The sequence below is a fragment of the Streptomyces sp. NPDC020875 genome, from assembly GCF_040641415.1.
Lineage (GTDB): Bacteria > Actinomycetota > Actinomycetes > Streptomycetales > Streptomycetaceae > Streptomyces.
The window spans coordinates 1-22,957 of record NZ_JBFADP010000034.1; the positions used below are offsets into that span (position 1 = coordinate 1).

Genomic DNA, 22,957 nt, shown 5'->3' on the forward strand with positions numbered 1-22,957 from the left:
GTCCCGTACGAAGCCGTACGGGACCGGGGCGGCCGTCTCACCGCGCGGGGCTCACCCGCGCGATGGTGTTACGCGTCCTTCGACAGGTTGGGACCGGCACCGCCGGCCGCCTGCTCGATCGGGGGGACGTCCGGCAGGGCGGACTTCTCCTCGCCGCGGAAGACGAACTTCTTCTCTTCGCCCTCGCCCTCGGTGTCCACCACCACGATGTGACCCGGGCGCAGCTCACCGAAGAGGATCTTCTCGGAGAGGATGTCCTCGATCTCGCGCTGGATGGTCCGGCGCAGCGGCCGGGCGCCCAGCACGGGGTCGTAGCCCCGCTTGGCGAGCAGCGTCTTGGCCGTGGGGCTGAGCTCCAGGCCCATGTCACGGTCCTTCAGCCGCTCGTCCACCTTGGCGATCATGAGGTCGACGATCTGGATGATGTCGTCCTCGGAGAGCTGGTGGAAGACGACGGTGTCGTCGACACGGTTCAGGAACTCGGGGCGGAAGTGCTGCTTCAGCTCCTCGTTGACCTTCGCCTTCATCCGCTCGTAGCCGGTCTTCACATCGCCCTGGGCGGCGAAGCCCAGGTTGAATCCCTTGGAGATGTCCCGGGTCCCGAGGTTGGTCGTCATGATGATGACCGTGTTCTTGAAGTCCACGACCCGGCCCTGGGAGTCGGTCAGCCGACCGTCCTCCAGGATCTGGAGCAGGGAATTGAAGATATCGGGGTGGGCCTTCTCGACCTCGTCGAAGAGGACGACGGAGAACGGCTTGCGGCGCACCTTCTCGGTGAGCTGGCCGCCCTCCTCGTAACCCACGTATCCGGGCGGGGAGCCGAAGAGGCGGGAAACCGTGTGCTTCTCACTGAACTCCGACATGTCGAGGGAGATCAGGGCGTCCTCGTCGCCGAAGAGGAATTCGGCGAGCGTCTTGGACAGCTCGGTCTTACCGACACCGGACGGACCGGCGAAGATGAACGAGCCGCCGGGGCGCTTCGGGTCCTTCAGACCGGCACGGGTCCGGCGAATGGCCTGGGAGAGCGCCTTGATGGCGTCCTTCTGCCCGATGACGCGCTTGTGGAGTTCGTCCTCCATACGGAGCAGTCGGGACGACTCCTCCTCGGTCAGCTTGAAGACCGGAATGCCGGTGGCCGTGGCGAGGACTTCGGCGATGAGTTCACCGTCGACCTCGGCGACGACGTCCATGTCGCCGGCCTTCCATTCCTTCTCCCGCTTGGCCTTCGCCGCCAGCAGCTGCTTCTCCTTGTCGCGGAGGGAAGCCGCCTTCTCGAAGTCCTGGGAGTCGATCGCCGACTCCTTGTCGCGGCGGACGCCCGCGATCTTCTCGTCGAACTCGCGGAGGTCCGGCGGGGCGGTCATCCGGCGGATGCGCATCCGGGATCCGGCCTCGTCGATCAGGTCGATCGCCTTGTCCGGCAGGAAGCGGTCCGAGATGTACCGGTCGGCCAGGGTGGCGGCCTGGACCAGTGCCTCGTCGGTGATGGAGACCCGGTGGTGCGCCTCGTAGCGGTCGCGCAGGCCCTTGAGGATCTCGATGGTGTGCGGCAGCGACGGCTCCGCGACCTGGATGGGCTGGAAGCGGCGCTCCAGCGCGGCGTCCTTCTCCAGGTGCTTGCGGTACTCGTCGAGCGTCGTGGCACCGATGGTCTGCAGCTCGCCCCGGGCCAGCATGGGCTTGAGGATCGAGGCCGCGTCGATGGCGCCCTCGGCGGCGCCCGCGCCGACCAGGGTGTGCAGCTCGTCGATGAACAGGATGATGTCGCCGCGGGTGCGGATCTCCTTGAGCACCTTCTTCAGGCGCTCCTCGAAGTCACCGCGGTAGCGGGAGCCCGCGACCAGCGCGCCGAGGTCCAGGGTGTAGAGGTGCTTGTCCTTGAGGGTCTCGGGCACCTCGCCCTTGACGATGGCCTGCGCCAGGCCCTCGACGACCGCCGTCTTGCCGACGCCGGGCTCGCCGATGAGCACGGGGTTGTTCTTGGTGCGGCGGGACAGCACCTGCATGACCCGCTCGATCTCCTTCTCGCGCCCGATGACCGGGTCGAGCTTGGACTCGCGGGCCGCCTGGGTGAGGTTGCGGCCGAACTGGTCGAGGACCAGGGACGTCGAGGGAGTGCCCTCGGCCGGGCCGCCGGCCGTGGCGGCTTCCTTGCCGGAGTAACCCGAGAGCAGCTGGATGACCTGCTGACGGACCCGGTTGAGATCGGCGCCCAGCTTCACGAGGACCTGGGCGGCGACGCCCTCGCCCTCGCGGATCAGGCCGAGCAGGATGTGCTCGGTGCCGATGTAGTTGTGGCCGAGCTGAAGGGCCTCGCGGAGCGACAGCTCCAGCACCTTCTTGGCCCGGGGGGTGAAGGGGATGTGACCGGACGGGGCCTGCTGGCCCTGGCCGATGATCTCCTCGACTTGCTGGCGGACCGCCTCGAGCGAAATCCCGAGGCTCTCCAGGGCCTTAGCGGCGACACCCTCACCCTCGTGGATCAGGCCCAGGAGGATGTGCTCGGTGCCGATGTAGTTGTGGTTGAGCATCCGGGCTTCTTCCTGAGCCAGGACGACAACCCGCCGCGCGCGGTCGGTGAACCTCTCGAACATCGTTAATCGCTCCTCAGAGCGGTCAGGCAGTAAGGGGTCGGTCCCCTCCCTGTCCTTCCGCAGCTTAGTCCCGCAAGCGGGGACCGCTCATTCCAACTGCCGACACCCGTCTGTGGCCTCCTGACCCCTGAACGCCGACACATGCTCCAACCCGATGGTGCGAGACCATGTTCCCGCAGGCCAGGCAGTTACTCTCGCCAGCTGTACGCCGATGGCGAACGCACGGCCTCCGTGCGAGCGTGTCGCCCCTCCTCACTAGGAATGTCTTACCCGTAAGCACTGACACTCCATGCGGCGCGCAGCGGTTCCCCTCAGCTATGGGCGAACAAAACCGGAGGCCGAACGCACCCGATCACCGGGGGACGGCCGGTGATCACGGGACGGAGTGCGACGGTCCCGGCACTCCGCGTAACTCACGGTGGTCCGGCGGAGTTCCCCGGCCATGAGCCATTCCCCGACGGCGGCTGTTCCGCCACTCGCCCCCGCCGTCCCGGCCGTCACGTCGGCCTCTACGGCTCCCGCGGCCTCTTTCGAGCCTCTGGCACCGGCCGTGCTGCCGGCGCCGCGCCGGGCCGCCGAAGGCCCGGTGGCGCCGTTCGCGCGGGCAGCACGGTCGGGGGAGCCCTCGGCCGTGGCCCACTGGTACCGGACCCGGCTCGGCTGGCCGGTCGCGGAGCCGTCCGGGGACGGGCCCGTGGAGCTGCTGACGGGGCTCACCTTCGACGTGCTGGAGGTACCGGCCGAAGCGGGCGCGGCCGTACTGCGCCGGGCCGCCGTCGGGCCGGTCGCCCTGGCCGGGGACCGGGCGCTGCTGCTGATCGCCCCCGGGGCCGCCGAGGAGGTGCCGGGCGTGCTGGCCTGGCTGGAGTGGGGCGGGGTCGCCCTGGATCTGACGGCCGTGGGCGTCGGCGGGCGGATGCCCGCGCCCCCGCCGCCCGGGGCGGCCGGGACCCGGGGGGCCGCCGTATGGCTGCGGCCCCCCGTACCGGGTCCGTACCTGCCGTGCCTGCCGGAACCGCCGGGCGCGACGGGTCCGACGGCCGCCGAAGCGGACGGGCACCCCGAACGCGTACGGGGGCCCGATCTCCTGCGGCTGCTGGACACGGTGGCGACGGAATGCCACCGGGCCCGATTGCTGCGGCCGAATAGCCGCACCGGCATCGGATACCTGTGCGATTGCCCGATCCGCGAATAGAGCCGATTAGCGGGCGCGGACGCCCGCCGGTCGGTGCCGGTCAGCCGTTGGCCTTCTCGTACGCCTCGCGGACCGTGGCGGGTACACGCCCGCGGTCGTTGACGTCGTAACCGTTCGCCTTGGCCCAGGCGCGGACTTCCGCGGTGTTCTTGTTGTCGCTCGCGGCCCGGCCCTTGCCGCGACCCGTGGACGCGCGACCGCCCGTGCGTCGGCCGTTCTTCGCGTACGGCTCCAGCACCGAGCGGAGCTTGTCCGCATTGGCGGTGGTGAGGTCGATCTCGTAGGTCTTGCCGTCCAGCGCGAACGTGACGGTCTCGTCCGCCTCGCCGCCGTCGAGGTCATCGACAAGAAGGACCTGAACCTTCTGTGCCACCGGTTTTCCTTTCATCGAAAATGCGTTACGCGGAAAGGAAACCGCTTTTCCCTGGAAAACTCAAACCCTTGACAGAGGTTCGGAACCCGAAGAACGCGGGAAACGTGCGCGATTCGGACATAGGGATCGCGCCTCGATGGCTCCGTGATGCTCCGGAGGTACCCCCGGAGGGGGATCACAGCTGGAGAAGCATCCGGCTGTTGCCGAGGGTGTTCGGCTTCACGCGTTCGAGTCCCAGGAACTCGGCGACACCCTCGTCATAGGAACGGAGCAGCTCGGTGTAGACATCTCCGTCGACCGGTGTCTCACCGATCTCCACGAAGCCGTGCTTGCCGAAGAAGTCCACTTCGAAGGTGAGGCAGAAAACCCGGCGTACACCGAGCCACCGCGCGGTGCGCAACAGCTTGTCCAGCAGCAGGTGGCCGATGCCGGAGCCCTTGTGGAGCGGGTCGACGGCAAGAGTGCGCACTTCCGCGAGGTCTTCCCACATGACGTGGAGGGCGCCGCATCCGACGACCGTACCGTCGGTGTCGCGTTCCGCGACCCAGAACTCCTGGATGTCTTCGTAAAGAGTGACAGTCGCTTTGTCGAGCAGGATGCCATCGCGTACGTAGGGGTCGAGGAGCCGGCGGACCGCGGACACATCACCGGTCCTGGCCCGGCGGACGGTGATGGCATTCTCTGCGGGATTCGACATGGGCCGACGCTATCGCCCCGGGGGTTCGCCCTCGTCAGCGCCCTCGGCGGCGCCTTCCGGGCCGTCTTCGCCAGCGGGGGCCCGTGATCCGTGTTCCGGGCCGCCTTCGGGGACGGCTTCCCCCGGGCCTTCCCCGGGGCCTTCCGCGGCGTCTTCCCCGTTGTCTTCGGGTTCGACTTCCCCGGCGCCTTCCGGGGCACCTTCCGGGACGTCTTGAGCGGCGCCTTGGGCGGTGTCTTCCGGGGTGGCGGCGGGTGCGGGGCCGGGTTCGGGGACCATATCGGCCTGGACCATACGAACGGCCGCCTGGAGCGCTTCCCGCTGTTCCGGCGACATCATCCCGAAGAAGGCGACGAGGGCGGCGGCGGGGTTGTCGCTCTGCGCCCACGCGTCGTTCATCAGGGCCGCGGAGTAGGCGGCCCGGGTGGAGACCGCCGTATATCGATAGGCACGGCCTTCGACTTCCCGGCGGACCCAGCCCTTCTGATGGAGATTGTCCATGACCGTCATGACGGTCGTGTAGGCGATGGAACGGTCCTGTTGAAGGTCCTCCAGTACTTCCCGGACGGTGACCGGCCGGTTCCATTGCCAGACGCGCGTCATCACGGCGTCTTCAAGGTCTCCCAATTGACGGGGCACATACCCACCATAGTGGGAAATCTACGAAAATCTCGGATTACTCGACATAATCGGAGATTGGCGAACAAAAAGGACGCACGGTGGCGGCAATCGCCGTCCGTGCGTCCTGTGCGGGCCGCTCGCCCCTGTCCGCCGACTCCGTACGGGGTCAGTCGGTCAGTCGTCCTTGGCGGCGGAGGCCGTACCGCCCGCCGGGGCCCGGCCGACGGCCTCGGCGCGGGCGAGGGCCGCGTCCACGAACGCGTCCTCCTTGGTCTTGTTCGGACCGCCCTGACTCTTCACGATCGTCACGATCAGGATCGTGAAGAAGGTCGCCATCACCGCGGGAGGCACGAGCGCCGAGATGTAGTCCATGACCTCAGGGTAGCCAAGGCCCCGCGGACTTCTGCCGCGGGGCCGGGGACAGGGGGCCGGGCGGCCCCCCGGGGGGGGGATCAGGCCGTCGCCAGCCGCTCCGGCGGGGGGACCGGGCGGCGGCGCGGCGGGAAGACCTCGGACGGCTTGGGCACCGGCCGCTCCCCCGGCTTCGCGGGCGCCGGTTCGGCGGGCCGGGGCGCGGGCTTCGGCCGCGGCTTCGGCTCGGGCTTCTCCTCGGGAGCCTCGCCGTCGTCGGCCGCCGCCCGGCCGCCGGGCAGGGCCAGCAGCCGGGTCCTGGGCGCGGGCGTGGTCACCCGGCGCCCGGCGAGCCTGGCCCGTACGGACCGCTCCGCCAGCACCTGGCAGCGCGCGAGTACGGCCTCGGCGACGGGCAGCGCGCGCAGCCCCCGCAGGGCGGCGAGATCCTCGGGCGCGGGGTCGTACCCCGCCGCCAGCGCGTCCTGGAGCAGCTCCAGATAGCCCCCGGCCGCACCGGGCAGCGCGGCGCGATACCGCCCGAGATCGGCGAGCAGGAAGGCACGGAGTCGACCCGCCTCCCGGGCCGCCTCGTCCACGGAGTCCGCGAGCCGGAAACAGTCCTGGACGTCCTCGTCGGCGAGTGGGGCGGGATGCAGGGCGACGGCGAGAGCGCGTCGGACGACCCGCAGCTCGTCCGCGCTGAAGGCCATACCGCCGCGGGATCCGTAAGGCGTGGGCATGTCCTGACGATACGGTCGCTTTTAGACAATATCGGGCTATTCCCGATTCTCGGGCGCGTCCCCGAACACCGGGTCCACGCCGCGTCTTCCACCGCCGGACCTGAGCCTTCGACGACGCCTCGCCCCTCCCCGGGCGCCGCCCCCAAGTACCCGGGTCCCGCCCGGCGACCCGATGTTGTCGGCGGACTGCGGACCGGCCGTGGCTTGTCGCGCCGTTCCTCCCCCTATGCCTTCGGCGATGGGGGGACCCCCAGCGCCTTGGCCCTCCGGGTGAGGCCAACTACCCGGGTCTCGCCCGGCGACCTGATGTTGTTCGCGGTCCGCGCCACCGTCGTGGCTTGTCGCGCAGTTCCCCGCGCCCCTGGTTGCCCTTCTCACCGCCCTCGGAGAATGGCGGCCCCTCCCACCGGGGCGGGCCCCTTTTCAGGGGCGGTGCGGGGGAGAGCATTTAGGGGCGCGGGGAACTGCGCGAACAGCCACCCGCGGTCCGCAGACCGCGAACAACAACAGGTCGCCGGGCGCTCCCGGGAGAGCCGAGGCGCCGGGCTCGGTCAGGACGGGGGCGGCGTTTCGGGAGGGCGAGGCGCCGGGGGTGCGGGCGGAAGAGGTCAGAGGCGGGTGATGTTGCGTTCGTAGACCAGGCGGAGGCCGATCAGCGTGAGCCACGGCTCGTGTTCGTCGATCTCCGACGACTCGCCCAGCACCATCGGCGCCAGTCCGCCCGTCGCGATCACCGTGACCTCGTCGGGGTCCTGCGGGGACAGCTCGCGTTTCATCCGCTGGACGACTCCGTCGACCTGGCCCGCGAAGCCGTACACGATGCCCGACTGCATGGCCTCGACCGTGTTCTTGCCGATCACGCTGCGGGGCCGGGCCAGTTCGATCTTGCGGAGCTGAGCGCCCTTGACGCCGAGCGCGTCCACGGAGATCTCGATACCGGGGGCGATGACCCCGCCGACGTACTCGCCCCGCGCGCTGACCGCGTCGAACGTCGTCGCCGTGCCGAAGTCCACGACGATCGCCGGGCCGCCGTACAGCTCCACGGCGGCCACCGAGTTGATGACCCGGTCCGCGCCGACCTCCTTGGGGTGGTCGGTCAGGATCGGCACCCCGGTCTTCACTCCGGGCTCGACGAGGATCGCCGGTACGTCGCCGTAGTAGCGGCGGGTGACCTCGCGCAGTTCGTGCAGGACGGCCGGGACGGTGGAGCAGATGCAGATGCCCTCGATGCCGTCGCCCAGTTCGACCCCGAGCAGCGGGTGCATCCCCATCAGGCCCTGGAGCAGGACGGCCAGTTCGTCCGCGGTGCGGCTGGCGTCGGTGGAGATCCGCCAGTGTTCGACGATCTCCTCCCCGTCGAAGAGACCGAGGACCATATGGGTGTTGCCGACGTCGATGGTGAGCAGCATCAGTCGTCCGCCCCCGCCGTGTCCGCCGACGGCTCGCGCAGGTCGAGTCCGATGTCCAGGACGCGCGCGGAGTGGGTGAGCGCGCCGACCGCGAGGAAGTCGACGCCGGTGTCCGCGTAGGCCCGGGCGTTCTCCAGGGTGAGCCGGCCCGATGATTCGAGCACCGCGCGGCCGGCGACCAGGGCGACCGCCTCGGCGGTGGCCTCGGGGGTGAAGTTGTCGAGGAGGATCAGGTCGGCGCCCGCTTCGAGCACTTCCCGTACCTGGTCGAGCGTGTCGACCTCGACCTCGACCGGCACTCCGGGGAAGACGTCCCGGACGGCCTTGAACGCCTCGGCCACGCCGCCCGCGGCGATCACGTGGTTGTCCTTGACGAGGGCCGCGTCGGAGAGCGACATCCGGTGGTTGACGCCGCCGCCGCAGCGGACCGCGTACTTCTCCAGGGCGCGCAGTCCGGGGGTGGTCTTCCGGGTGTCGCGGACCTTGGCGCCGGTGCCCTCCAGCGCGTCCGCCCAGGCCCGGGTGGCGGTCGCGACGCCGGAGAGGCGGCCCAGGATGTTGAGGGCGCTGCGCTCGCCGGTGAGGAGTTCCCTGGTCCGGGTGGTGACGGAGAGCAGCTTCTGGCCGGCCTCGACCCGGTCGCCGTCGGCGACGTGCCGCTCGACCTCGAACTCGTCGGTGGCGACGATGGAGAGCACGGCCTCGGCGATCTGGATGCCCGCGACCGTACCGGCCTCGCGGGCGGTGAAGTCGCCGGTGGCGACGGCGTCGGCGGGGACGGTCGCCACGCTCGTCACGTCCACCCCGCCGTCGAGGTCCTCACTCAGTGCCAGGTGGGCGATGTCCTCGACCTGGACCGGGTCGAGCCCGGATTCCGCGAGCAGTACGGCGAGGGCGGGGTCGAGCCCGCATTCGTACAGCTCGCCGTCGGGGTCCGCCGCGTCCGTGCCGTGGCCGCAGCCGCAGGCGTCCCCACAGCCGCCGGCGGAGGGATCGGAACCGATCTGGATCAGGGGTACGTCCACGGGGACCGGACGTTCTTCGGGCGTGCTCACGACTGGTGCTCCCTGGAGGATGTCGGGGGGAAGGCGGTGGTGTCGGTCCGGTGCGCGACGACGCTCCGGTCGGGGTCGAGCCGGATCACCAGATGGCGGCGCCACTCCCGGTCGTCCCGGTCGGGTCGGTCCTCGCGCCAGTGGCAGCCGCGGGTCTCCTCGCGCCGGAGCGCGGCGGCCGTGAGGACGCGGGCGACACAGAGGAGGTTGGTGGTCTCCCAGGCGTCCACTCCGGGGACGGCGGGCTTGGCCGCGTGGGCGTCGGCCGGGGCGCCCGGGGCCGTAGAGGCGTCGGGTGTACCTGGTGTGCCCGGGACCGTAGAAGCGCCGGAGGCACCCGGTGCGCCCGGGACCGTAGAAACATCGGAGGCACCCGGTGTGCCCGGGGTCGTAGGGGCGCCCGGGGCCGTGCTCGGGTTCGCGCTCGCGCCGTCGGCCTCGGCGCGGATCGCGTCGAGGGCGGCGGCGGCCTCGCGGAGGCTGTCGGCGGAGCGCAGGACACCGGCGCCGAGGGACATGGTCCGCTGGATCCGGGCGCGGGCGCCGGGGTCGGTCAGCGGCAGTACGGTCGCCGCCGCCGGGGTGTGCGGCGCCCCGGCGGCCAGCGGCTCCCGGGCCGCTTCGGACGCGATGTCCGCCGCGATGCGTTCGGCGAAGACGAGCCCTTCGAGGAGAGAGTTGGAGGCGAGCCGGTTGGCGCCGTGGACGCCCGTACAGGCGACCTCCCCGCAGGCGTACAGGCCGGGGACGGTCGTCCGGCCGTACCGGTCGGTGCGGACGCCGCCGGAGGCGTAGTGCGCGGCGGGGGCGACCGGGATCGGCTCGGTGACGGGGTCGAGGCCGTGGGCGCGGCAGGCCGCGAGGATCGTCGGGAAGCGGTGCTCCCACATCTCGGCGCCGAAGTGGCGGGCGTCGAGGTACATATGGTCGGCGCCCTGCTCGCGCATCCGCCGCATGATCGCCTTGGCGACGACGTCGCGGGGGGCGAGTTCGGCCAGTTCGTGCGTACCGACCATGAAGCGGGTGCCGGACGCGTCGACGAGATGGGCGCCCTCGCCCCGTACCGCCTCGGAGACGAGGGGCTGCTGGCCCTCCGCGTCGGTGCCGAGGAAGAGGACCGTGGGGTGGAACTGGACGAATTCGAGGTCGGAGACCTCGGCCCCGGCGCGGAGCGCGAGGGCGACGCCGTCGCCGGTGGAGACGGCCGGGTTGGTGGTGGCGGCGAAGATCTGGCCCATGCCGCCGGTGGCGAGGACGACCGCCGGGGCGTGGACGGCGCCGACACCGTCGTGCTGGCCCTCGCCCATGACGTGCAGGCTGACGCCCGCGGTCCGGCCTTCGGCATCCGTCAGCAGATCGAGGACCAGGGCGTTCTCGATGGTCCGCAGTCCGGCCGAGCGGACCGCGTCGACCAGGGCGCGGGAGATCTCGGCGCCGGTGGCGTCGCCGCCCGCGTGGGCGATCCGGCGGCGGTGGTGGCCGCCTTCGCGGGTCAGTTCGATCTCGCCGGTCTCGGGCGAGGTGTCGAAGTGCGCACCTGATTCGATCAGCCGGTGTACGGCTCCGGGGCCCTCGGTGACGAGCAGCCGTACCGCCTCCTCGTCGCAGAGCCCGGCGCCCGCGACGAGGGTGTCGGCCAGATGTTGCTCGGGGGTGTCGCCGTCACCGAGGGCGGCGGCTATGCCGCCCTGGGCCCAGCGGGTGGAGCCGTCGTCGAGGCGGGCCTTGGTGACGACGACCGTGGTCAGTCCGGCGGCGGCACAGCGCAGGGCGGTGGTGAGCCCGGCGACGCCGGAGCCGACGACGACGACATCGGCGGCGACGGACCAGCCGGGCGGCGGGGCGTCGAGCCGTATCGCGGTCCGGGGGCGGGGCGCGGCGGACGCGGGCGCGGGCGTGGGCGCGGAGGCGGCTACGGCCCCGGATGCCGTCACGGTCGCGGGCGTGGTCGTGTTTCCCGCGCGGCCGGACTCGGGCGCGGGCGCGGAGGGGGTGCCGAGGGTCTGGGGCCTGGGGTGAGCGGTCACGGCATGACTCCGAAGCTCAGCGGGATGTTGTCGATCAGCCGGGTCGTGCCGACCTTCGCCGCGACGGCGAGGATCGCGTCGCCCCGGTGGTCGTCGGGGACCTCCGTGAAGTCGGCGGGGTCGACGAGGGCCAGATAGTCCAGGACGAGCGGTGGGGTGGCGTGGGCCGCGTCCTCGATCACCGTACGGGCGGTCGCCCGCACCGCGTCGGCGCCGCCGTGTCCCGCCGACGCCACGGCCGCCGCGTCGGCGGCGGCCCGCGCCTCGCCCATCCGGGAGAGCGCCTCCGCGCGGGCCCGGGCGTTGGGGTTCGTCTCGGCCCTGGCGGACAGCGCCTGCTGGGCGGCGAGCCGTTCGGCGGCGGCGAAGAGGGCGGTGGAGAGCGCGAGGGCCGTCCGCCGCTCGGGCGGGGAGAGATAGCGGTTACGGCTGGAGAGCGCGAGCCCGTCGTCCTCCCGGACCGTGGGCACCCCGGCGATCTCGACGGGCAGGTCGAGATCGCGGACCATCCGGCGGATCAAAGCCAGCTGCTGCGCGTCCTTCTGGCCGAAGAAAGCCACATCGGGGCGGGTGAGGTGGAGGAGTTTGGCGACCACGGTCAGCATGCCGTCGAAGTGGCCGGGGCGGCTGGCGCCTTCCAGCCGCTCGCCCATGGGCCCGGCGGCGATCCTGACCTGCGGCTGCCCGCCGGGGTACATCTCGGCGGCCGAGGGGGCGAAGACCGCGGCGGCGCCCGCCGCCGCGGCGATCTCCAGGTCGGCGCCGAGGGTCCGGGGGTAGCGGTCGAGGTCCTCGCCCGCGCCGAACTGGAGCGGGTTGACGAAGACGGTGACGACGACCCGGCCGTCCTTCCCGACCGCGGACCCGGCGGTACGGATCAGGGTGGCGTGGCCCTCGTGCAGCGCGCCCATCGTCATCACGACGCCGGTACGGGGTCGGGGGCCGCCGTCCCGGGGCGGGGCGGGCGCGTCGAGGTATCCGTCGAGTTCGGCTTTCGTACGGAGCAGTACGAGCCCTTCGGGCACGGCGGGCGGCTCGTCGGGCGGCGGCGGCAGGGTGTGCTGCCGGTCGGCGGTCATCGCTGGTCGCCCTCCTCGCCGGGTCTTCCGTTCGTCCCGCCGTCGCCACCGTCGTGGCCGTCGTGACCGTGATGGCCGTCGCGACCGTGATGACCGTCATGGCCGCTATGGCCGCCGCCGCAGCCGTCCCGGCCGTCGGCGAGGACACCGAGCAGGTCTTCGGCCAGTTCGGGCTTGAGCAGTCCGTGGGCCAGGGCCCGGTCGGCGGTGGTCCGGGCCATGGCGAGATAGCCCGCGACCGTCCCGGGGGCGTGCTTGCGCAACTCGGCGACATGCGCCGCGACCGTACCGGCGTCGCCCCGGGCGACCGGGCCGGTGAGGGCGGCGTCGCCGGAGCGCAGGGCGTTGTCGAGGGCGGCGCCGAGCAGAGGGCCGAGCATCCGGTCCGGGGCGGTGACGCCCGCCTCGCGGAGCAGTTCCATGGACTGGGCGACCAGGGTCACCAGGTGGTTCGCGCCGAGGGCGAGAGCCGCGTGATACAGCGGACGAGCGTGCTCCGCGATCCACTCGGGCTCGCCGCCCATCTCGATGACCAGCGCCTCCGCGGCCAGCCGCAGCTCGTCCGGGGCGGTCACCCCGAAGGAGCAGCCCGCCAGCCGCTGGACGTCCACACCGGTACCGGTGAACGTCATGGCCGGATGGAGGGCCAGCGGCAGCGCGCCCGCGCGGGTCGCCGGGTCGAGCACCGCAGCGCCGTACCGGCCGGAGGTGTGGACGAGCAGCTGTCCCGGCCGTACGGCGCCGGTGCCGACGAGGCCGTCGACCAGGCCCGGCAGGGTGTCGTCGGGGACCGTCAGCAGCACCAGCTCGGCCCGCGCGAGGACCTCGGCGGGCGAGACCAGCGGCACATCGGGCAACAGGACCGCGGCCCGGCGCCGGGAGGCGTCGGAGACGCCGGAGACGGCGACCGGGCGGTGTCCGGCGAGCCGGAGGGCTGCGGCGAGCGCTGGTCCGACGCGGCCCGCGCCGACGACTCCGACGGTCAGCCGGGCGGGCCGGTCACGGGGGTCGGGCGGTTCGTGCTGGGGGGCTGATGCGTTCACGCGGTGGGGCCTTCCGTTCCAGTCCGCGGTGGGTACCGGACGATGTTCCGTCATGCTACGCCAGCGCCGTGGACGCCCCTCCGGTCGTCCACAGGCGAGTTATCCACAGGGCGTGGACGGAGTCGCGGGCCCGGGGAATCATCGTGGGTGATCACGGCGGAGTGGTCGCCGGGCAGGGGCCCGGACGGTGGCCGGACCAGGCCCGGACCCGGAAAACCCGGGTGCGCGCGGGTGACCGCTCCGGCACGCTCGCGGGGATACGCCGTGGCCGGGGTACCGACCGGCGCGGAGCGGATACGGACGGGTCGCGGACGGGCGGCCCGAGGAGATCGGGGGCGGTTCGATGACCGACACGGACACGGCGGGTACGACGGACACGGAACCGTCCGAGGACGAGCTGAGGCGGCGCAGGCGGGCGGCCTGGCGGGCCTCCGAACGGACGTTGTGGCGGCAGTCGACCGACCGGCCGATGGCGGAGCTGCTGGCGGGGCTGACGGCGGACGCGGCCGGGGCGTACGACCTGGCGGACTCCCCGGACTGGTACGGGGACGGGGTGGTCGGGGAGCTGGAGCGGCGGGTGGCCGCGCTGCTCGGGTTCCCGGCGGCCGTGTTCTTCCCGACCGGGACGATGGCCCAGCAGGTCGCGCTCCGCTGCTGGGCTGGGCGGACCGGGAACGGCACGGTGGCGCTGCATCCGCTGGCCCATCCGGAGCTGCACGAGCGGGGCGCGTTCGGCGCGGTGAGCGGTCTGCGGACGGTCCATCCCACCCGGGAGAACCGGCTGCCGACGGCGGCCGAGGTCAGCGGGTTCGAGGAGCCGTTCGGGGCACTGATGCTGGAGCTTCCGCTCCGGGACGCGGGTTTCGTCCTGCCGGACTGGGACGAGCTGGTCGCGGTCGTGGCCGCGGCGCGCGAGCGGGACGCGGTGGTCCATTTCGACGGTGCCCGGATCTGGGAGTGCGTGACGCACTTCGACCGGCCGCTGGCCGAGATAGCGGGCCTCGCCGACAGCGTCTACGTCTCCTTCTACAAATCGCTGGGAGGGCTGGCGGGCGCCGCGCTGGTGGGCCCGGAGGAGGTGATGGCGGAGGCCCGTGCCTGGCGGCACCGCTACGGGGGCACGCTGTTCCACCAGTTCCCGACGGCGCTGTCGGCCCTGGTGGGCCTGGAGCGGGAGCTGCCGCGACTGCCGTCGTACGTGGCGCGGGCGAAGGAGGTCGCGGGCGCCCTGGCGGACGGCTTCCGGAAGTCGGGGGTGCCGTGGTTCCGCCTCACCCCGGAGACACCGCATACGCATCAGTTCCTGGTGTGGCTGCCGTATCCGGCGGAGGCGCTGATGGCCGCCGCCCTCTCCCAGGCCGAGGAGACGGGGACGACCCTCTTCCGCTACTGGTCCGAGGAGACCCTGGTACCGGGGGTGTCGTCGACCGAGGTGACCGTCTCGTCGCAGGCGCTGGAGTGGACGACGGAGGAGATGGAAGAGGCCGTGGTGGAGTTCGTCCGGCGGGTGGCGGCGGAGACAGCCGGGAAGAACGGCTGACACCCGGGCACGGCACCCGTCCGGCCGGTTCCCACCGGTCCCCGCGGCGGCCGGTCCCCGCGGGCACCGGCCGCCGTGGGCACCGGTCCGGTCGGCCCCGGCGGGCTCTGGTCCGGTCGGCACCGCCCGGCCCCAGCGGCCCCGGCGGGCTCCGGTCAGCTCCGGGCGGCGGACCGGGGCCGTCGGAACAGGCGTGGCAGGCGGGCGAGCCCGGCGAGGAGGGAGCGGGCCGGGGACGGACCGGGGCGCCGCCGGACCCGGGCGGCGCGGCGGACGAGCAGGGCCTGTGAGGTCAGTTCGCGGGCGGCCCGCCAGTCGTGGTCGCCGGGCCGGGGCGGGATCGGGGCGCCGTGCCGGGAGGCCCGGTAGCTGTCGAGGGTGTGCTGGTGGAGTGCGTTCATGTCCGACACGCTCCGCCCGTCGGGCGGCGGTCGTCACGTGGATTGACACCGCTGGTCAACCGGTGCCGGGTGGATTGACGGGCCCCGTCAATCGACGTCGTCGCGCCTGCACGCGGGGCGCAGAATGAGGGGGTGGCCGTGACTATCGACATCGCCGGGCTGCCCCGGGAGCACATCGCGTTCGAGTTGTCGCCCCTCGCCGAACTGGGGCTCTCCCTGCACGCCCTGTCGGAGCCCGGTCACCATCCGGCACTGCACGGCTGGGTGACGGCGACCGCCGCCGGACTCCCGCCCGATCTCGCGGACCGGCTGCACGAGGCGGACTTCCTGTGGCGGGCCTCGCACTCCGATGTGCTGGCGCCGTTCGCGGGGCTGTCGGCGGGCCCGAGGCGGCCGGGGGCCACGCTCGCCGAGGAACTGGACCAGATGGACCGGCTGGAGGACGAGCGGTTCGTCACGGCGGCGCTCGACTTCGCCTGCGGCAGCCCCGACCGGGGCGGCGATCTGCTGGCGAACGCGGCGAACCGGGACCGGATCCTGTCCCTGGCCGCCGGGCGCGGCCCTCAGGTCCTGGCCTCCGCCAGACGCCTCCTGGAGGACCCGCCCACGATCCGGGTCTGGCTGCGCCGGCTGCTGGAGGACTGCGACGAGGCGTTCTTCGCGGACGCCTGGCGCCGGGTCGCGCCCCAGCTCGCGGCCGACGCCCGCCACAAGACCGAACTGCTCCGGCACAAGGGCCTGGCGGAGGCGGTGCGCGCGATATCGCCCGCCATGACCGTGGACGAGGAGCTGACCCGGATCTCCGTCGACAAGCTGGTCTCCGGCCGTACGACGGCGGTCGATCCGGTGGTCGGCCCCGGTCTGACGTTCATCCCGTCCAGCTTCGGCCGCCCCCATCTGCTGGTACTCGACGCCCCCGGCTGGCGCCCGGTGATCTACTACCCGATCGGGGCGCCGAACCTGACCGGACCGGGCTCGGTCGATCTGCTGAAGCTGCGGATGGACGCCCTGGCGCACCCGATGCGGATCCAGCTCTGCCGCCATCTGGCCCGCACCCCGCACACCACGAGCGAGCTGGCGGAGTCGCACGGCATCACCGCGCCCGAGGTCTCCCGCCATATCGCGGTCCTGAAGAAGGCGGGCCTGGTCTCCACCCGCCGCCGGGGCCGCTACGTCCTCCACCAACTGGACGTCGGCACGGTCGCCCGGCTGGGTACGGACTTCCTGGAAACGGTCCTGCGCTGACACACGACCGTGCGGTCGGCCCACCCGGCTGTACGGCCCCGACCCGCCTCCGCGGGCGCGTCGCGCGCGGTAGCGTCTCCGGGACAACGCGATCCCCGGCGGAACCCGGACCGCGCCGTGTGCCGACTCGGTCAAACGCCCCATGATCGCCGAAGGAAGCGCAGGTCAGAAAGGTTCGTCCCCGCGTGTGCGGGGATGGTCCGGCGCAGGACCCGGGGCAGGCGTATGTCGATACCCCCGCCCCCGCGTCCGCGGGGATGGTTCGATCATGACCGCCGTCCGGGGCGCGGGGTCTTCCCGGTGACGGGAGCGAACCGCCCGACGGCGCGGGCGGGCCCCCGGGTCAGCGGCCGGTGGGCGGGCCGCCGCCCGCGCGGACGAGGCCGGATTCGTAGGCGAGGACCACGACCTGGACCCGGTCGCGCAGGCCGAGCTTGGTGAGGATGCGGCCCACATGGGTCTTGACCGTGGCCTCGGAGAGGACCAGGCGGGCGGCGATCTCGCCGTTGGAGAGGCCCTGCGCGACCAGGAGCATGACCTCGCGTTCGCGGTCGGTGAGGCGGGTCAGTTCCTTGTTGGCGGGTTCCGTGCCCCGGCTGGGGAGCATCGGGGAGAAGCGGTCCAGCAGGCGGCGGGTGGTCGACGGGGCGACGACCGCGTCGCCGCTGTGGACCGAGCGGATCGCGGTCAGGAGTTCCCCGGGCGGGACGTCCTTGAGCATGAAGCCGCTCGCCCCGGCCTTGAGGCCGGAGAAGGCGTACTCGTCGAGGTCGAAGGTGGTGAGGATGAGCACCTTGGGCGGTTCGGGTTCGGCGCAGATCCGGCGGGTGGCCTCGACGCCGTCCAGGCGCGGCATCCGGACGTCCATCAGGACCACGTCGACCGCCGTGGACCGCAGGATCTCGATCGCCTCCGCGCCGTCGCCCGCCTCCGCGACGACCTCCATGTCCGGCTGGGCCGCGAGCACCATCCGGAACCCGGTCCGCAGCAGCACCTGGTCGTCGACGAGCATCACCCGGATGGACATATCAGCAAGATCCTCTGTCTGTTGTGGTGGGGGTTCGGACGGGCGGAGGGAAGGTCAGGCCGTCTTCAGCGGCAGCAGGGCGCTGATCCGGAAGCCGCCGCCGGGCCGGGGCCCGGCGTCCAGCGTGCCGCCGACCATACCGACCCGCTCCCGCATGCCGATGAGCCCGTGACCCTGCCCGTCGGCGCCGCCGTCCTCGTACAGCTCATGGGCGGCGCCCCGGCCGTCGTCCTCGACGAGCAGTCCGAGTCCGTCGTCGAAGTAGACCAGCCGGACGCTGGCCCCGGCTTCGGGCCCGCCGTGCTTGCGGGTGTTGGTGAGGGCTTCCTGGACGATCCGGTACGCGGTCAGCTCGACGCCGCTGGGCAGCGGGCGGGGGGTGCCCTCGATCCTGAAGTCGACGGTCAGTCCGGAGCCGCGGACCTGTTCGACCAGGTCCTCGATCTGCTGGACGTCGGGCTGCGGCACGTACTCGCCGCTCTCCGGGTCGTCGCCGGTGCGCAGCACCCCGAGCAGTCGCCGCATCTCGGCCAGCGCCTGCCGGCCGGTGGTGGAGATCGTCTCCAGCGCCTGCTTGGCCTGGTCGGGGGCGGCGTCGAGGACATAGGCGGCGCCGTCGGCCTGGACGACCATCACGGAGACGTTGTGCGCGACCACGTCGTGCAGTTCCCGGGCGATCCGGGCCCGTTCGGCGGCGACCGCGACCTTCGACTGGGCCTCGCGTTCCTTCTCCAGCCGCCGGGCCCGCTCCTCCAGCTGGGCGAAGTAGGCCCGCCGGGTCCTGACGGAGTCGCCGAGGACCCAGGCGAGGGCGAACGGCACGGTCAGGATGATCGTGAGGAAGATCTGGCCGAGTGCCGTGGTGTCCGGCTGCGGCCAGCGGATCATGGAGAGGGTGGCCGCGCTGAGCCCGCCGATCAGGGCGAGCCGGGAGGCCCACCGCGAGACGGACTGCGCCGCGACCGTATAGATGATCACCAGCATGGCGAAGTTGCCGGGGCCGGTCTGGAGGTCGGTGATCAGCTGGAGCACGCCCAGCAGGGCGGCGAGGACCAGCATCTTCTCGGGCATCTTCCGGCGCAGTGCGACGACCAGACTCAGCCCGACGGCGATCGGGAGCGCGAGCCAGGACTGCCGCCCGTCCACCGTGCCCGGTTCGATCCACGCCACGACGGACATCCCCAGGAGGACGACCGCCCAGAAGCAGTCGACACCCGTGGGATGCCTGCGGAGGAAGTCATAAAGGCGCTGCACGTAACCCAGCGTAGGGAAGACCGGCAGGTGTAGGGGTCAACCGCCAGAGCGATCCCGGCACCGGAGGCATACTCCGCAAGGTGGAGACTGATGGTCGTGGCGGACGAGGAGACGATGGAAGTGACGGCCGGGACTCCTGGCGATTCCCCTGGTCGGAGGGGTGATGGCGGGGGTTCTCCGCCCGCCGGGGCACAGGGCTGGCGGGCGGCTGCCGAGCGCGCGCTGTACGGGCCCGGCGGCTTCTATCTGCGGCCCGAGGGCCCGGCGGGGCATTTCCGTACGTCGGTCCACGCGTCGCCCCTGTTCGCCGCCGCCGTCGCCCGGCTGCTGGTGGAGACGGCGGCGGAGCTGGGGCCCGGCGCCGGGGTGCCCGCCTTCGTCGATCTGGGCGCGGGCCGCGGTGAGCTGGTGTCCGGTGTCCTGGACGCCCTTCCGGAGGGGTTCGCGGTACGGGCCTACGCCGTCGAGCGCGCCGCCCGTCCGGCCGGGCTCGACCCCCGGATCAGCTGGGTGGCGGCCCCGCCCGCCGGGGTGAGCGGGCTCCTCTTCGCGAACGAGTGGCTGGACAACGTGCCCGTTGACATCGCCGAGACGGACGCCGACGGCGTCCCCCGGCTGGTCCTCGTCGAACCGGACGGCACCGAGCACCCGGGGCCGCCCGTCACCGGCCCGGACGCCGACTGGCTGGCCCGCTGGTGGCCGTCGGCCGGCCCCGGTACGCGGGCCGAGATCGGGCGGCCCCGCGACGAGGCGTGGGCCGCGGCGGTCGGCACCCTGCGGGCCGGGCTCGCGGTCGCCGTCGACTACGGGCACACGGCCGCGGCCCGGCCGCCGTACGGCACCCTCACCGGATTCCGCGCCGGGCGGGAGGTGCCGCCGGTGCCCGACGGCGAACGGGATCTGACCTCGCACGTCGCCATGGACGCCTGCCGGGCCGCCGGCGCGGACGCGCACGGACTGCCGGGGGCGACGCTCGTCCCGCAGCGGGACGCCCTGACGGCCCTCGGGGTGGTCGCGGACCGGCCGCCCCTCACGCTGGCCTCGTCGGACCCGGTGGCGTATCTGCGGGCGCTGTCGGCGGCGGGCGAGGCGGGTGAACTGCTGGCCCGGGGCGGCCTCGGGGACTTCCTCTGGCTGCGTCAGCCCGTACCGCCCCGGCCGGTGGCGGCGGAGCCCGGACGACCGTGAGGGCACGGGCCGTACCGGTGGCGGCCCGGGGGATACTGAGCCCATGACGGAGACCACGTTCAGCCTCGGCGGGGCCGCGGACAGTACCGACATGGTGCTCAACATCGGGCCGCAGCACCCGTCGACCCACGGGGTGCTCCGGCTCCGTCTGGTGCTGGACGGCGAGGTCATCCGGGAGGCCGAGCCCGTCGTCGGCTATATGCACCGGGGGGCGGAGAAGCTCTTCGAGGCCCGGGACTACCGCCAGATCATCATGCTCGCCAACCGGCACGACTGGCTCTCCGCGTTCTCCAACGAGCTGGGCGTGGTGATGGCCGTCGAGCGGATGCTGGGCATGGAGGTGCCCGAGCGCGCGGTCTGGATCCGGACCCTGCTGGCCGAGTTGAACCGGGTCCTGAACCATCTGATGTTCCTCGGCTCCTACCCGCTGGAGCTGGGCGGGATCACCCCCGTCTTCCACGCGTTCCGGGAACGCGAGGAGTTGCAGGCGGTGATGGAGGAGGTCTCCGGCGGCCGGATGCACTACATGTTCAACCGGGTCGGCGGATTGAAGGAGGACCTGCCCGCGGGCTGGGCGGACCGGGTCCGGCGGGCCGTGGCGGACGTACGGTCCCGGATGGACGTCTACGACCGGCTGGTCCTCGGCAACGAGATCTTCCGGGGCCGGACCCGGGGCGTCGGCGTACTGGGCGCGGAGGCGGTACACGCGTACGGGGTCAGCGGGCCCATCGCCCGCGCCTCCGGCGTCGACTTCGACCTGAGGCGGGACGAGCCGTATCTGGCGTACGGGGAGCTGGGCGGCGTACTGAAGGTGGTGACCCGGCCCGACGGGGACTGCCTGGCCCGCTTCGAGGTACTGCTGGAGCAGACCCACAACTCCCTCGATCTGGCCGACGCCTGCCTCGACCGGCTGGCGGAGCTGCCGCCGGGGCCGGTGAACCAGCGGCTGCCGAAGGTGCTGAAGGCGCCGGAGGGGCAGACGTACGCCTGGACCGAGAACCCGCTCGGGATCAACGGCTACTACCTGGTCTCCAAGGGCGAGAAGACGCCCTACCGGCTGAAGCTGCGCTCGGCGTCGTTCAACAACATCCAGGCGCTGGCCGTTCTGCTGCCGGGCACGCTCGTCGCGGACATGGTGGCGATCCTGGGGTCGCTGTTCTTCGTCGTCGGCGACATCGACAAGTAAGGTCCCGGCGGGCCGCCGCCCGGTACGAAACGCCGCCGCCCGGCTCCTCTTCGAAGAGGAGCCGGGCGTTTTGTCGGCCGGAAAGGCCGAATGGGCCGGACGGGCTGTTACGAGCTGAGCGCGTCGCGCAGTCCGGTCATGTCCAGCTTCTCGGTCTCGTCGTGCGCGGTGAGGTCGATGACCTGTCCCACCGGGGTCCTGGCGCCGCCGTGCCGGGAGTGCTCGGCGAGGGCTTCCTCGCCGACGACATCGGCGAGATCGGAGTGCTGGGCCGCCGCGATCGCCAGGTCCTCGGGGGACTCGGCCGCCTCCCCGGTCCCCGCCGGGTCGGCGGCGGTGCCGGAGGGCTGCTGCCCGGGGGCGCCGGTACCGAAGAAGTCGAAGCCGCCCTCGGGCCGCCGGGTGGGAGTACCGGTCGTACGACGCGGACCGTACGGGGCGATCGCCGCGGGGCCCGGCCCGATCGCCCGGACGGTCCGCCCGGCGGGCGGCCGGGGCAGGGCCCTCGGGCCGCCGTGCGCGGCGGTGTCGGCACCCGCCGGAAGCGGGGCAGCCGGTACGGGGGCCTTCGCCCCGGGCGGCACCGGCACCGCCGCGGCTGCCGGGACCGGGGCAGGGGCAGGGGCCGCCGGGGCGGCGGTGACCGGCGCGGGGGCCATCCCTCCGGGCGGCACCGGTACGGGCGCCATCGGCACCGACGTCATCGGCGCGGGCGCCGGAGCGCCGTTCACCGCCGTGGCCACGGCGACCGCGCCGCTCGTCATCACACCCGTGGTGGCGGTCGTGGGACCGGCCGGGCCGCCCTCGGCGGGCCCGGCGGCCGCAGCCGGCGCCGAGGGGCCCTCGGTACTGCCCCCGCTCGCCGCACCGGAGTTCGTGGCGGTCTTCGCCGCCGTCCCGGTACCGGTCGCGGCGGGCGCCTTGCCGCCGCCCGGACCTCCGCCGGGGCCACCCGGACCACCGGGACCGCCGGGACCGCCGGGACCGCTCGGGCCGCCGCCGTCGGTCCGGTCGTCGTCCGTCCGGGGCGTGTCCGGCGTCTGCCCGGCCGCCGTACGGTCCCTCTGGTCCGCCGCGTTACGGGCCAGCGCGTCCAGCGCCCGGGCCGCGCGCAGATACAGCGCCGGAGTCGGGGCCGCCCCGGACCCGGCCCCGGTCAGCGCCTTCGGCGGCTGCTTCGTCCCGGCCGGCGGCGGCTCGGCGGTCCGCTTGCGGCGGCCCTCCAGCGCGCTGGCCCGGCCCGTCTCCGCCGCCGCGTACCGGCGCAGCAGTTCGGCGTGCTCATTGCGGAGCTTGGCCAGTTCGACCCGCTTGGCCCGGAGCTTGGTCTCCAGCTTGGCCCGCCGCTCGCGGATCTCCTCCGCCTCGGACTCCAGCTCGGCTATTCGCTCCTCACTGCGCCAGGCGTCACTCGCCCGGCCCCGGGTGAGATCGGCGACCCGGAGGCCCGCCGCCCGGTCCCAGCGGCGCATCAGCACCGCCCCGGTCACGGCGGCGGCAGCGGCGACCGCGGCCAGCGATCGCAGCAGCAGCGGATCGGTGAGGAACCACGCGCCGGCGGCGCTCAACACCGAAGCTCCGGCCACCGCCGACGGCGGCAGCAGCCTGTGCAGGGGAGGGGAATGGCGGTGACGTCCACGGGGCATGGCCCGAAATTTACCGTGCGTAGCCCCCGAATGGGATGGCGGGGTGGACAATTGTCCTGCGACTAAGCGCGATCGGCGGCCGAAGGCCCATGATTCGACGGCGCCGCCCGGGCCGCGAAGTTCCGAACTCCCCCGAGGTACCCGGTTCCACCGGTCTGCCGGTTCTTCACCGCCCCTTCACGGCACTTCATCACATGGTTCCGATACCTCCGCCCGGCATACCGCCGTCCCGTAACGGACTCCGATACGACAGCCGTTGCGGAGCCGGTTACGGCGATGGTTA

20 protein-coding genes are annotated in these 22,957 nt (G+C 72.8%); 5 read left to right on the top strand and 15 right to left on the bottom strand.

What is annotated here, in order from left to right; genetic code table 11:
* Positions 1 to 68 precede the first annotated feature (68 nt).
* The gene (locus tag AB0G74_RS20370) at positions 69 to 2,594 is read right to left on the bottom strand and encodes an ATP-dependent Clp protease ATP-binding subunit (RefSeq protein ID WP_361148150.1); all 2,526 of its coding nucleotides are present in this window, start codon (positions 2,592 to 2,594) and stop codon (positions 69 to 71) included.
* A 631-nt stretch (positions 2,595 to 3,225) separates the two neighbouring features.
* Between AB0G74_RS20370 and AB0G74_RS20375 the strand changes: the two genes are divergently transcribed.
* Positions 3,226 to 3,789, top strand: coding sequence for an SCO3374 family protein (locus AB0G74_RS20375; protein WP_361148152.1), 564 nt, complete (start codon positions 3,226 to 3,228; stop codon positions 3,787 to 3,789).
* Positions 3,790 to 3,829: 40 nt separating this feature from the next.
* Here the strand turns inward: AB0G74_RS20375 and AB0G74_RS20380 are convergent, their stop codons facing one another.
* The 10 genes from AB0G74_RS20380 to AB0G74_RS20425 form a co-directional block, all read right to left on the bottom strand.
* Positions 3,830 to 4,162, bottom strand: coding sequence for an Lsr2 family protein (locus AB0G74_RS20380; RefSeq protein WP_361148154.1), 333 nt, complete (start codon positions 4,160 to 4,162; stop codon positions 3,830 to 3,832).
* A 175-nt stretch (positions 4,163 to 4,337) separates the two neighbouring features.
* Positions 4,338 to 4,859: an amino-acid N-acetyltransferase gene (locus tag AB0G74_RS20385; RefSeq protein WP_361148156.1), complete on the bottom strand. Its 522-nt coding sequence runs from the start codon at positions 4,857 to 4,859 to the stop codon at positions 4,338 to 4,340.
* A 9-nt stretch (positions 4,860 to 4,868) separates the two neighbouring features.
* Positions 4,869 to 5,486 carry a BlaI/MecI/CopY family transcriptional regulator gene (locus tag AB0G74_RS20390; protein WP_361148296.1) on the bottom strand — a complete coding sequence of 206 codons (618 nt, stop codon included), beginning with the start codon at positions 5,484 to 5,486 and terminating at the stop codon, positions 4,869 to 4,871.
* 168 nt (positions 5,487 to 5,654) lie between these two features.
* Positions 5,655 to 5,852: a hypothetical protein gene (locus AB0G74_RS20395; RefSeq protein WP_361148158.1), complete on the bottom strand. Its 198-nt coding sequence runs from the start codon at positions 5,850 to 5,852 to the stop codon at positions 5,655 to 5,657.
* An 80-nt stretch (positions 5,853 to 5,932) separates the two neighbouring features.
* Positions 5,933 to 6,544 carry a hypothetical protein gene (locus tag AB0G74_RS20400; protein ID WP_361148298.1) on the bottom strand — a complete coding sequence of 204 codons (612 nt, stop codon included), beginning with the start codon at positions 6,542 to 6,544 and terminating at the stop codon, positions 5,933 to 5,935.
* A gap of 638 nt (positions 6,545 to 7,182) precedes the next feature.
* On the bottom strand, positions 7,183 to 7,983 hold the full coding sequence (locus AB0G74_RS20405; protein WP_361148160.1) for a type III pantothenate kinase: 801 nt from the start codon (positions 7,981 to 7,983) through the stop codon (positions 7,183 to 7,185).
* The gene (gene nadC / locus AB0G74_RS20410; protein ID WP_361148162.1) at positions 7,983 to 9,038 is read right to left on the bottom strand and encodes a carboxylating nicotinate-nucleotide diphosphorylase; all 1,056 of its coding nucleotides are present in this window, start codon (positions 9,036 to 9,038) and stop codon (positions 7,983 to 7,985) included. The genes AB0G74_RS20405 and nadC overlap by 1 nt, the downstream gene beginning before the upstream one ends.
* The gene (locus tag AB0G74_RS20415) at positions 9,035 to 10,894 is read right to left on the bottom strand and encodes an L-aspartate oxidase (RefSeq protein WP_361148300.1); all 1,860 of its coding nucleotides are present in this window, start codon (positions 10,892 to 10,894) and stop codon (positions 9,035 to 9,037) included. The genes nadC and AB0G74_RS20415 overlap by 4 nt, the downstream gene beginning before the upstream one ends.
* Before the next feature lie 167 nt (positions 10,895 to 11,061).
* Positions 11,062 to 12,144 (bottom strand): pantoate--beta-alanine ligase, encoded by a 1,083-nt coding sequence (panC, locus tag AB0G74_RS20420; protein WP_361148164.1) that lies wholly within the window; start codon positions 12,142 to 12,144, stop codon positions 11,062 to 11,064.
* Complete coding sequence (locus AB0G74_RS20425) at positions 12,141 to 13,187, bottom strand: DUF2520 domain-containing protein (RefSeq protein WP_361148166.1); 1,047 nt, start codon at positions 13,185 to 13,187, stop codon at positions 12,141 to 12,143. The genes panC and AB0G74_RS20425 overlap by 4 nt, the downstream gene beginning before the upstream one ends.
* A gap of 343 nt (positions 13,188 to 13,530) precedes the next feature.
* On the opposite strand from AB0G74_RS20425, the gene AB0G74_RS20430 reads away from it, so the two are divergent.
* Positions 13,531 to 14,727 carry a beta-eliminating lyase-related protein gene (locus AB0G74_RS20430; protein WP_361148168.1) on the top strand — a complete coding sequence of 399 codons (1,197 nt, stop codon included), beginning with the start codon at positions 13,531 to 13,533 and terminating at the stop codon, positions 14,725 to 14,727.
* A gap of 155 nt (positions 14,728 to 14,882) precedes the next feature.
* Here AB0G74_RS20430 and AB0G74_RS20435 read toward each other — a convergent pair whose 3' ends face one another.
* Positions 14,883 to 15,128: a hypothetical protein gene (locus tag AB0G74_RS20435; RefSeq protein WP_361148170.1), complete on the bottom strand. Its 246-nt coding sequence runs from the start codon at positions 15,126 to 15,128 to the stop codon at positions 14,883 to 14,885.
* 138 nt (positions 15,129 to 15,266) lie between these two features.
* Here AB0G74_RS20435 and AB0G74_RS20440 point away from each other — a divergent pair, with 138 nt between their 5' ends.
* Complete coding sequence (locus AB0G74_RS20440) at positions 15,267 to 16,373, top strand: DUF5937 family protein (RefSeq protein WP_361148172.1); 1,107 nt, start codon at positions 15,267 to 15,269, stop codon at positions 16,371 to 16,373.
* Positions 16,374 to 16,716: 343 nt separating this feature from the next.
* Here AB0G74_RS20440 and AB0G74_RS20445 read toward each other — a convergent pair whose 3' ends face one another.
* Positions 16,717 to 17,400: a response regulator transcription factor gene (locus tag AB0G74_RS20445; RefSeq protein ID WP_361148174.1), complete on the bottom strand. Its 684-nt coding sequence runs from the start codon at positions 17,398 to 17,400 to the stop codon at positions 16,717 to 16,719.
* Positions 17,401 to 17,454: 54 nt separating this feature from the next.
* Positions 17,455 to 18,654, bottom strand: coding sequence for a sensor histidine kinase (locus AB0G74_RS20450; RefSeq protein ID WP_361148176.1), 1,200 nt, complete (start codon positions 18,652 to 18,654; stop codon positions 17,455 to 17,457).
* A 90-nt stretch (positions 18,655 to 18,744) separates the two neighbouring features.
* Here AB0G74_RS20450 and AB0G74_RS20455 point away from each other — a divergent pair, with 90 nt between their 5' ends.
* Positions 18,745 to 19,842 (top strand): SAM-dependent methyltransferase, encoded by a 1,098-nt coding sequence (locus AB0G74_RS20455; protein ID WP_361148178.1) that lies wholly within the window; start codon positions 18,745 to 18,747, stop codon positions 19,840 to 19,842.
* Between the two features lie 43 nt (positions 19,843 to 19,885).
* Positions 19,886 to 21,028 (top strand): NADH-quinone oxidoreductase subunit D, encoded by a 1,143-nt coding sequence (locus AB0G74_RS20460; RefSeq protein ID WP_361148180.1) that lies wholly within the window; start codon positions 19,886 to 19,888, stop codon positions 21,026 to 21,028.
* Positions 21,029 to 21,135: 107 nt separating this feature from the next.
* Here the strand turns inward: AB0G74_RS20460 and AB0G74_RS20465 are convergent, their stop codons facing one another.
* Complete coding sequence (locus AB0G74_RS20465; protein ID WP_361148182.1) at positions 21,136 to 22,674, bottom strand: hypothetical protein; 1,539 nt, start codon at positions 22,672 to 22,674, stop codon at positions 21,136 to 21,138.
* Between the last annotated feature and the right edge of the window lie 283 nt (positions 22,675 to 22,957).

Bases quoted from the DNA above. Each gene is read 5' to 3' on its own strand.
- AB0G74_RS20370 (WP_361148150.1), bottom strand. From the start codon at position 2,594: ATGTTCGAGAGGTTCACCGACCGCGCGCGGCGGGTTGTCGTCCTGGCT.
- AB0G74_RS20395 (WP_361148158.1), bottom strand. From the start codon at position 5,852: ATGGACTACATCTCGGCGCTCGTGCCTCCCGCGGTGATGGCGACCTTC.
- AB0G74_RS20385 (WP_361148156.1), bottom strand. From the start codon at position 4,859: ATGTCGAATCCCGCAGAGAATGCCATCACCGTCCGCCGGGCCAGGACC.
- AB0G74_RS20430 (WP_361148168.1), top strand. From the start codon at position 13,531: ATGACCGACACGGACACGGCGGGTACGACGGACACGGAACCGTCCGAG.
- AB0G74_RS20400 (WP_361148298.1), bottom strand. From the start codon at position 6,544: ATGGCCTTCAGCGCGGACGAGCTGCGGGTCGTCCGACGCGCTCTCGCC.
- AB0G74_RS20465 (WP_361148182.1), bottom strand. From the start codon at position 22,674: ATGCCCCGTGGACGTCACCGCCATTCCCCTCCCCTGCACAGGCTGCTG.
- AB0G74_RS20405 (WP_361148160.1), bottom strand. From the start codon at position 7,983: ATGCTGCTCACCATCGACGTCGGCAACACCCATATGGTCCTCGGTCTC.
- AB0G74_RS20445 (WP_361148174.1), bottom strand. From the start codon at position 17,400: ATGTCCATCCGGGTGATGCTCGTCGACGACCAGGTGCTGCTGCGGACC.
- AB0G74_RS20460 (WP_361148180.1), top strand. From the start codon at position 19,886: ATGACGGAGACCACGTTCAGCCTCGGCGGGGCCGCGGACAGTACCGAC.
- panC (WP_361148164.1), bottom strand. From the start codon at position 12,144: ATGACCGCCGACCGGCAGCACACCCTGCCGCCGCCGCCCGACGAGCCG.
- AB0G74_RS20455 (WP_361148178.1), top strand. From the start codon at position 18,745: ATGGTCGTGGCGGACGAGGAGACGATGGAAGTGACGGCCGGGACTCCT.
- AB0G74_RS20435 (WP_361148170.1), bottom strand. From the start codon at position 15,128: ATGAACGCACTCCACCAGCACACCCTCGACAGCTACCGGGCCTCCCGG.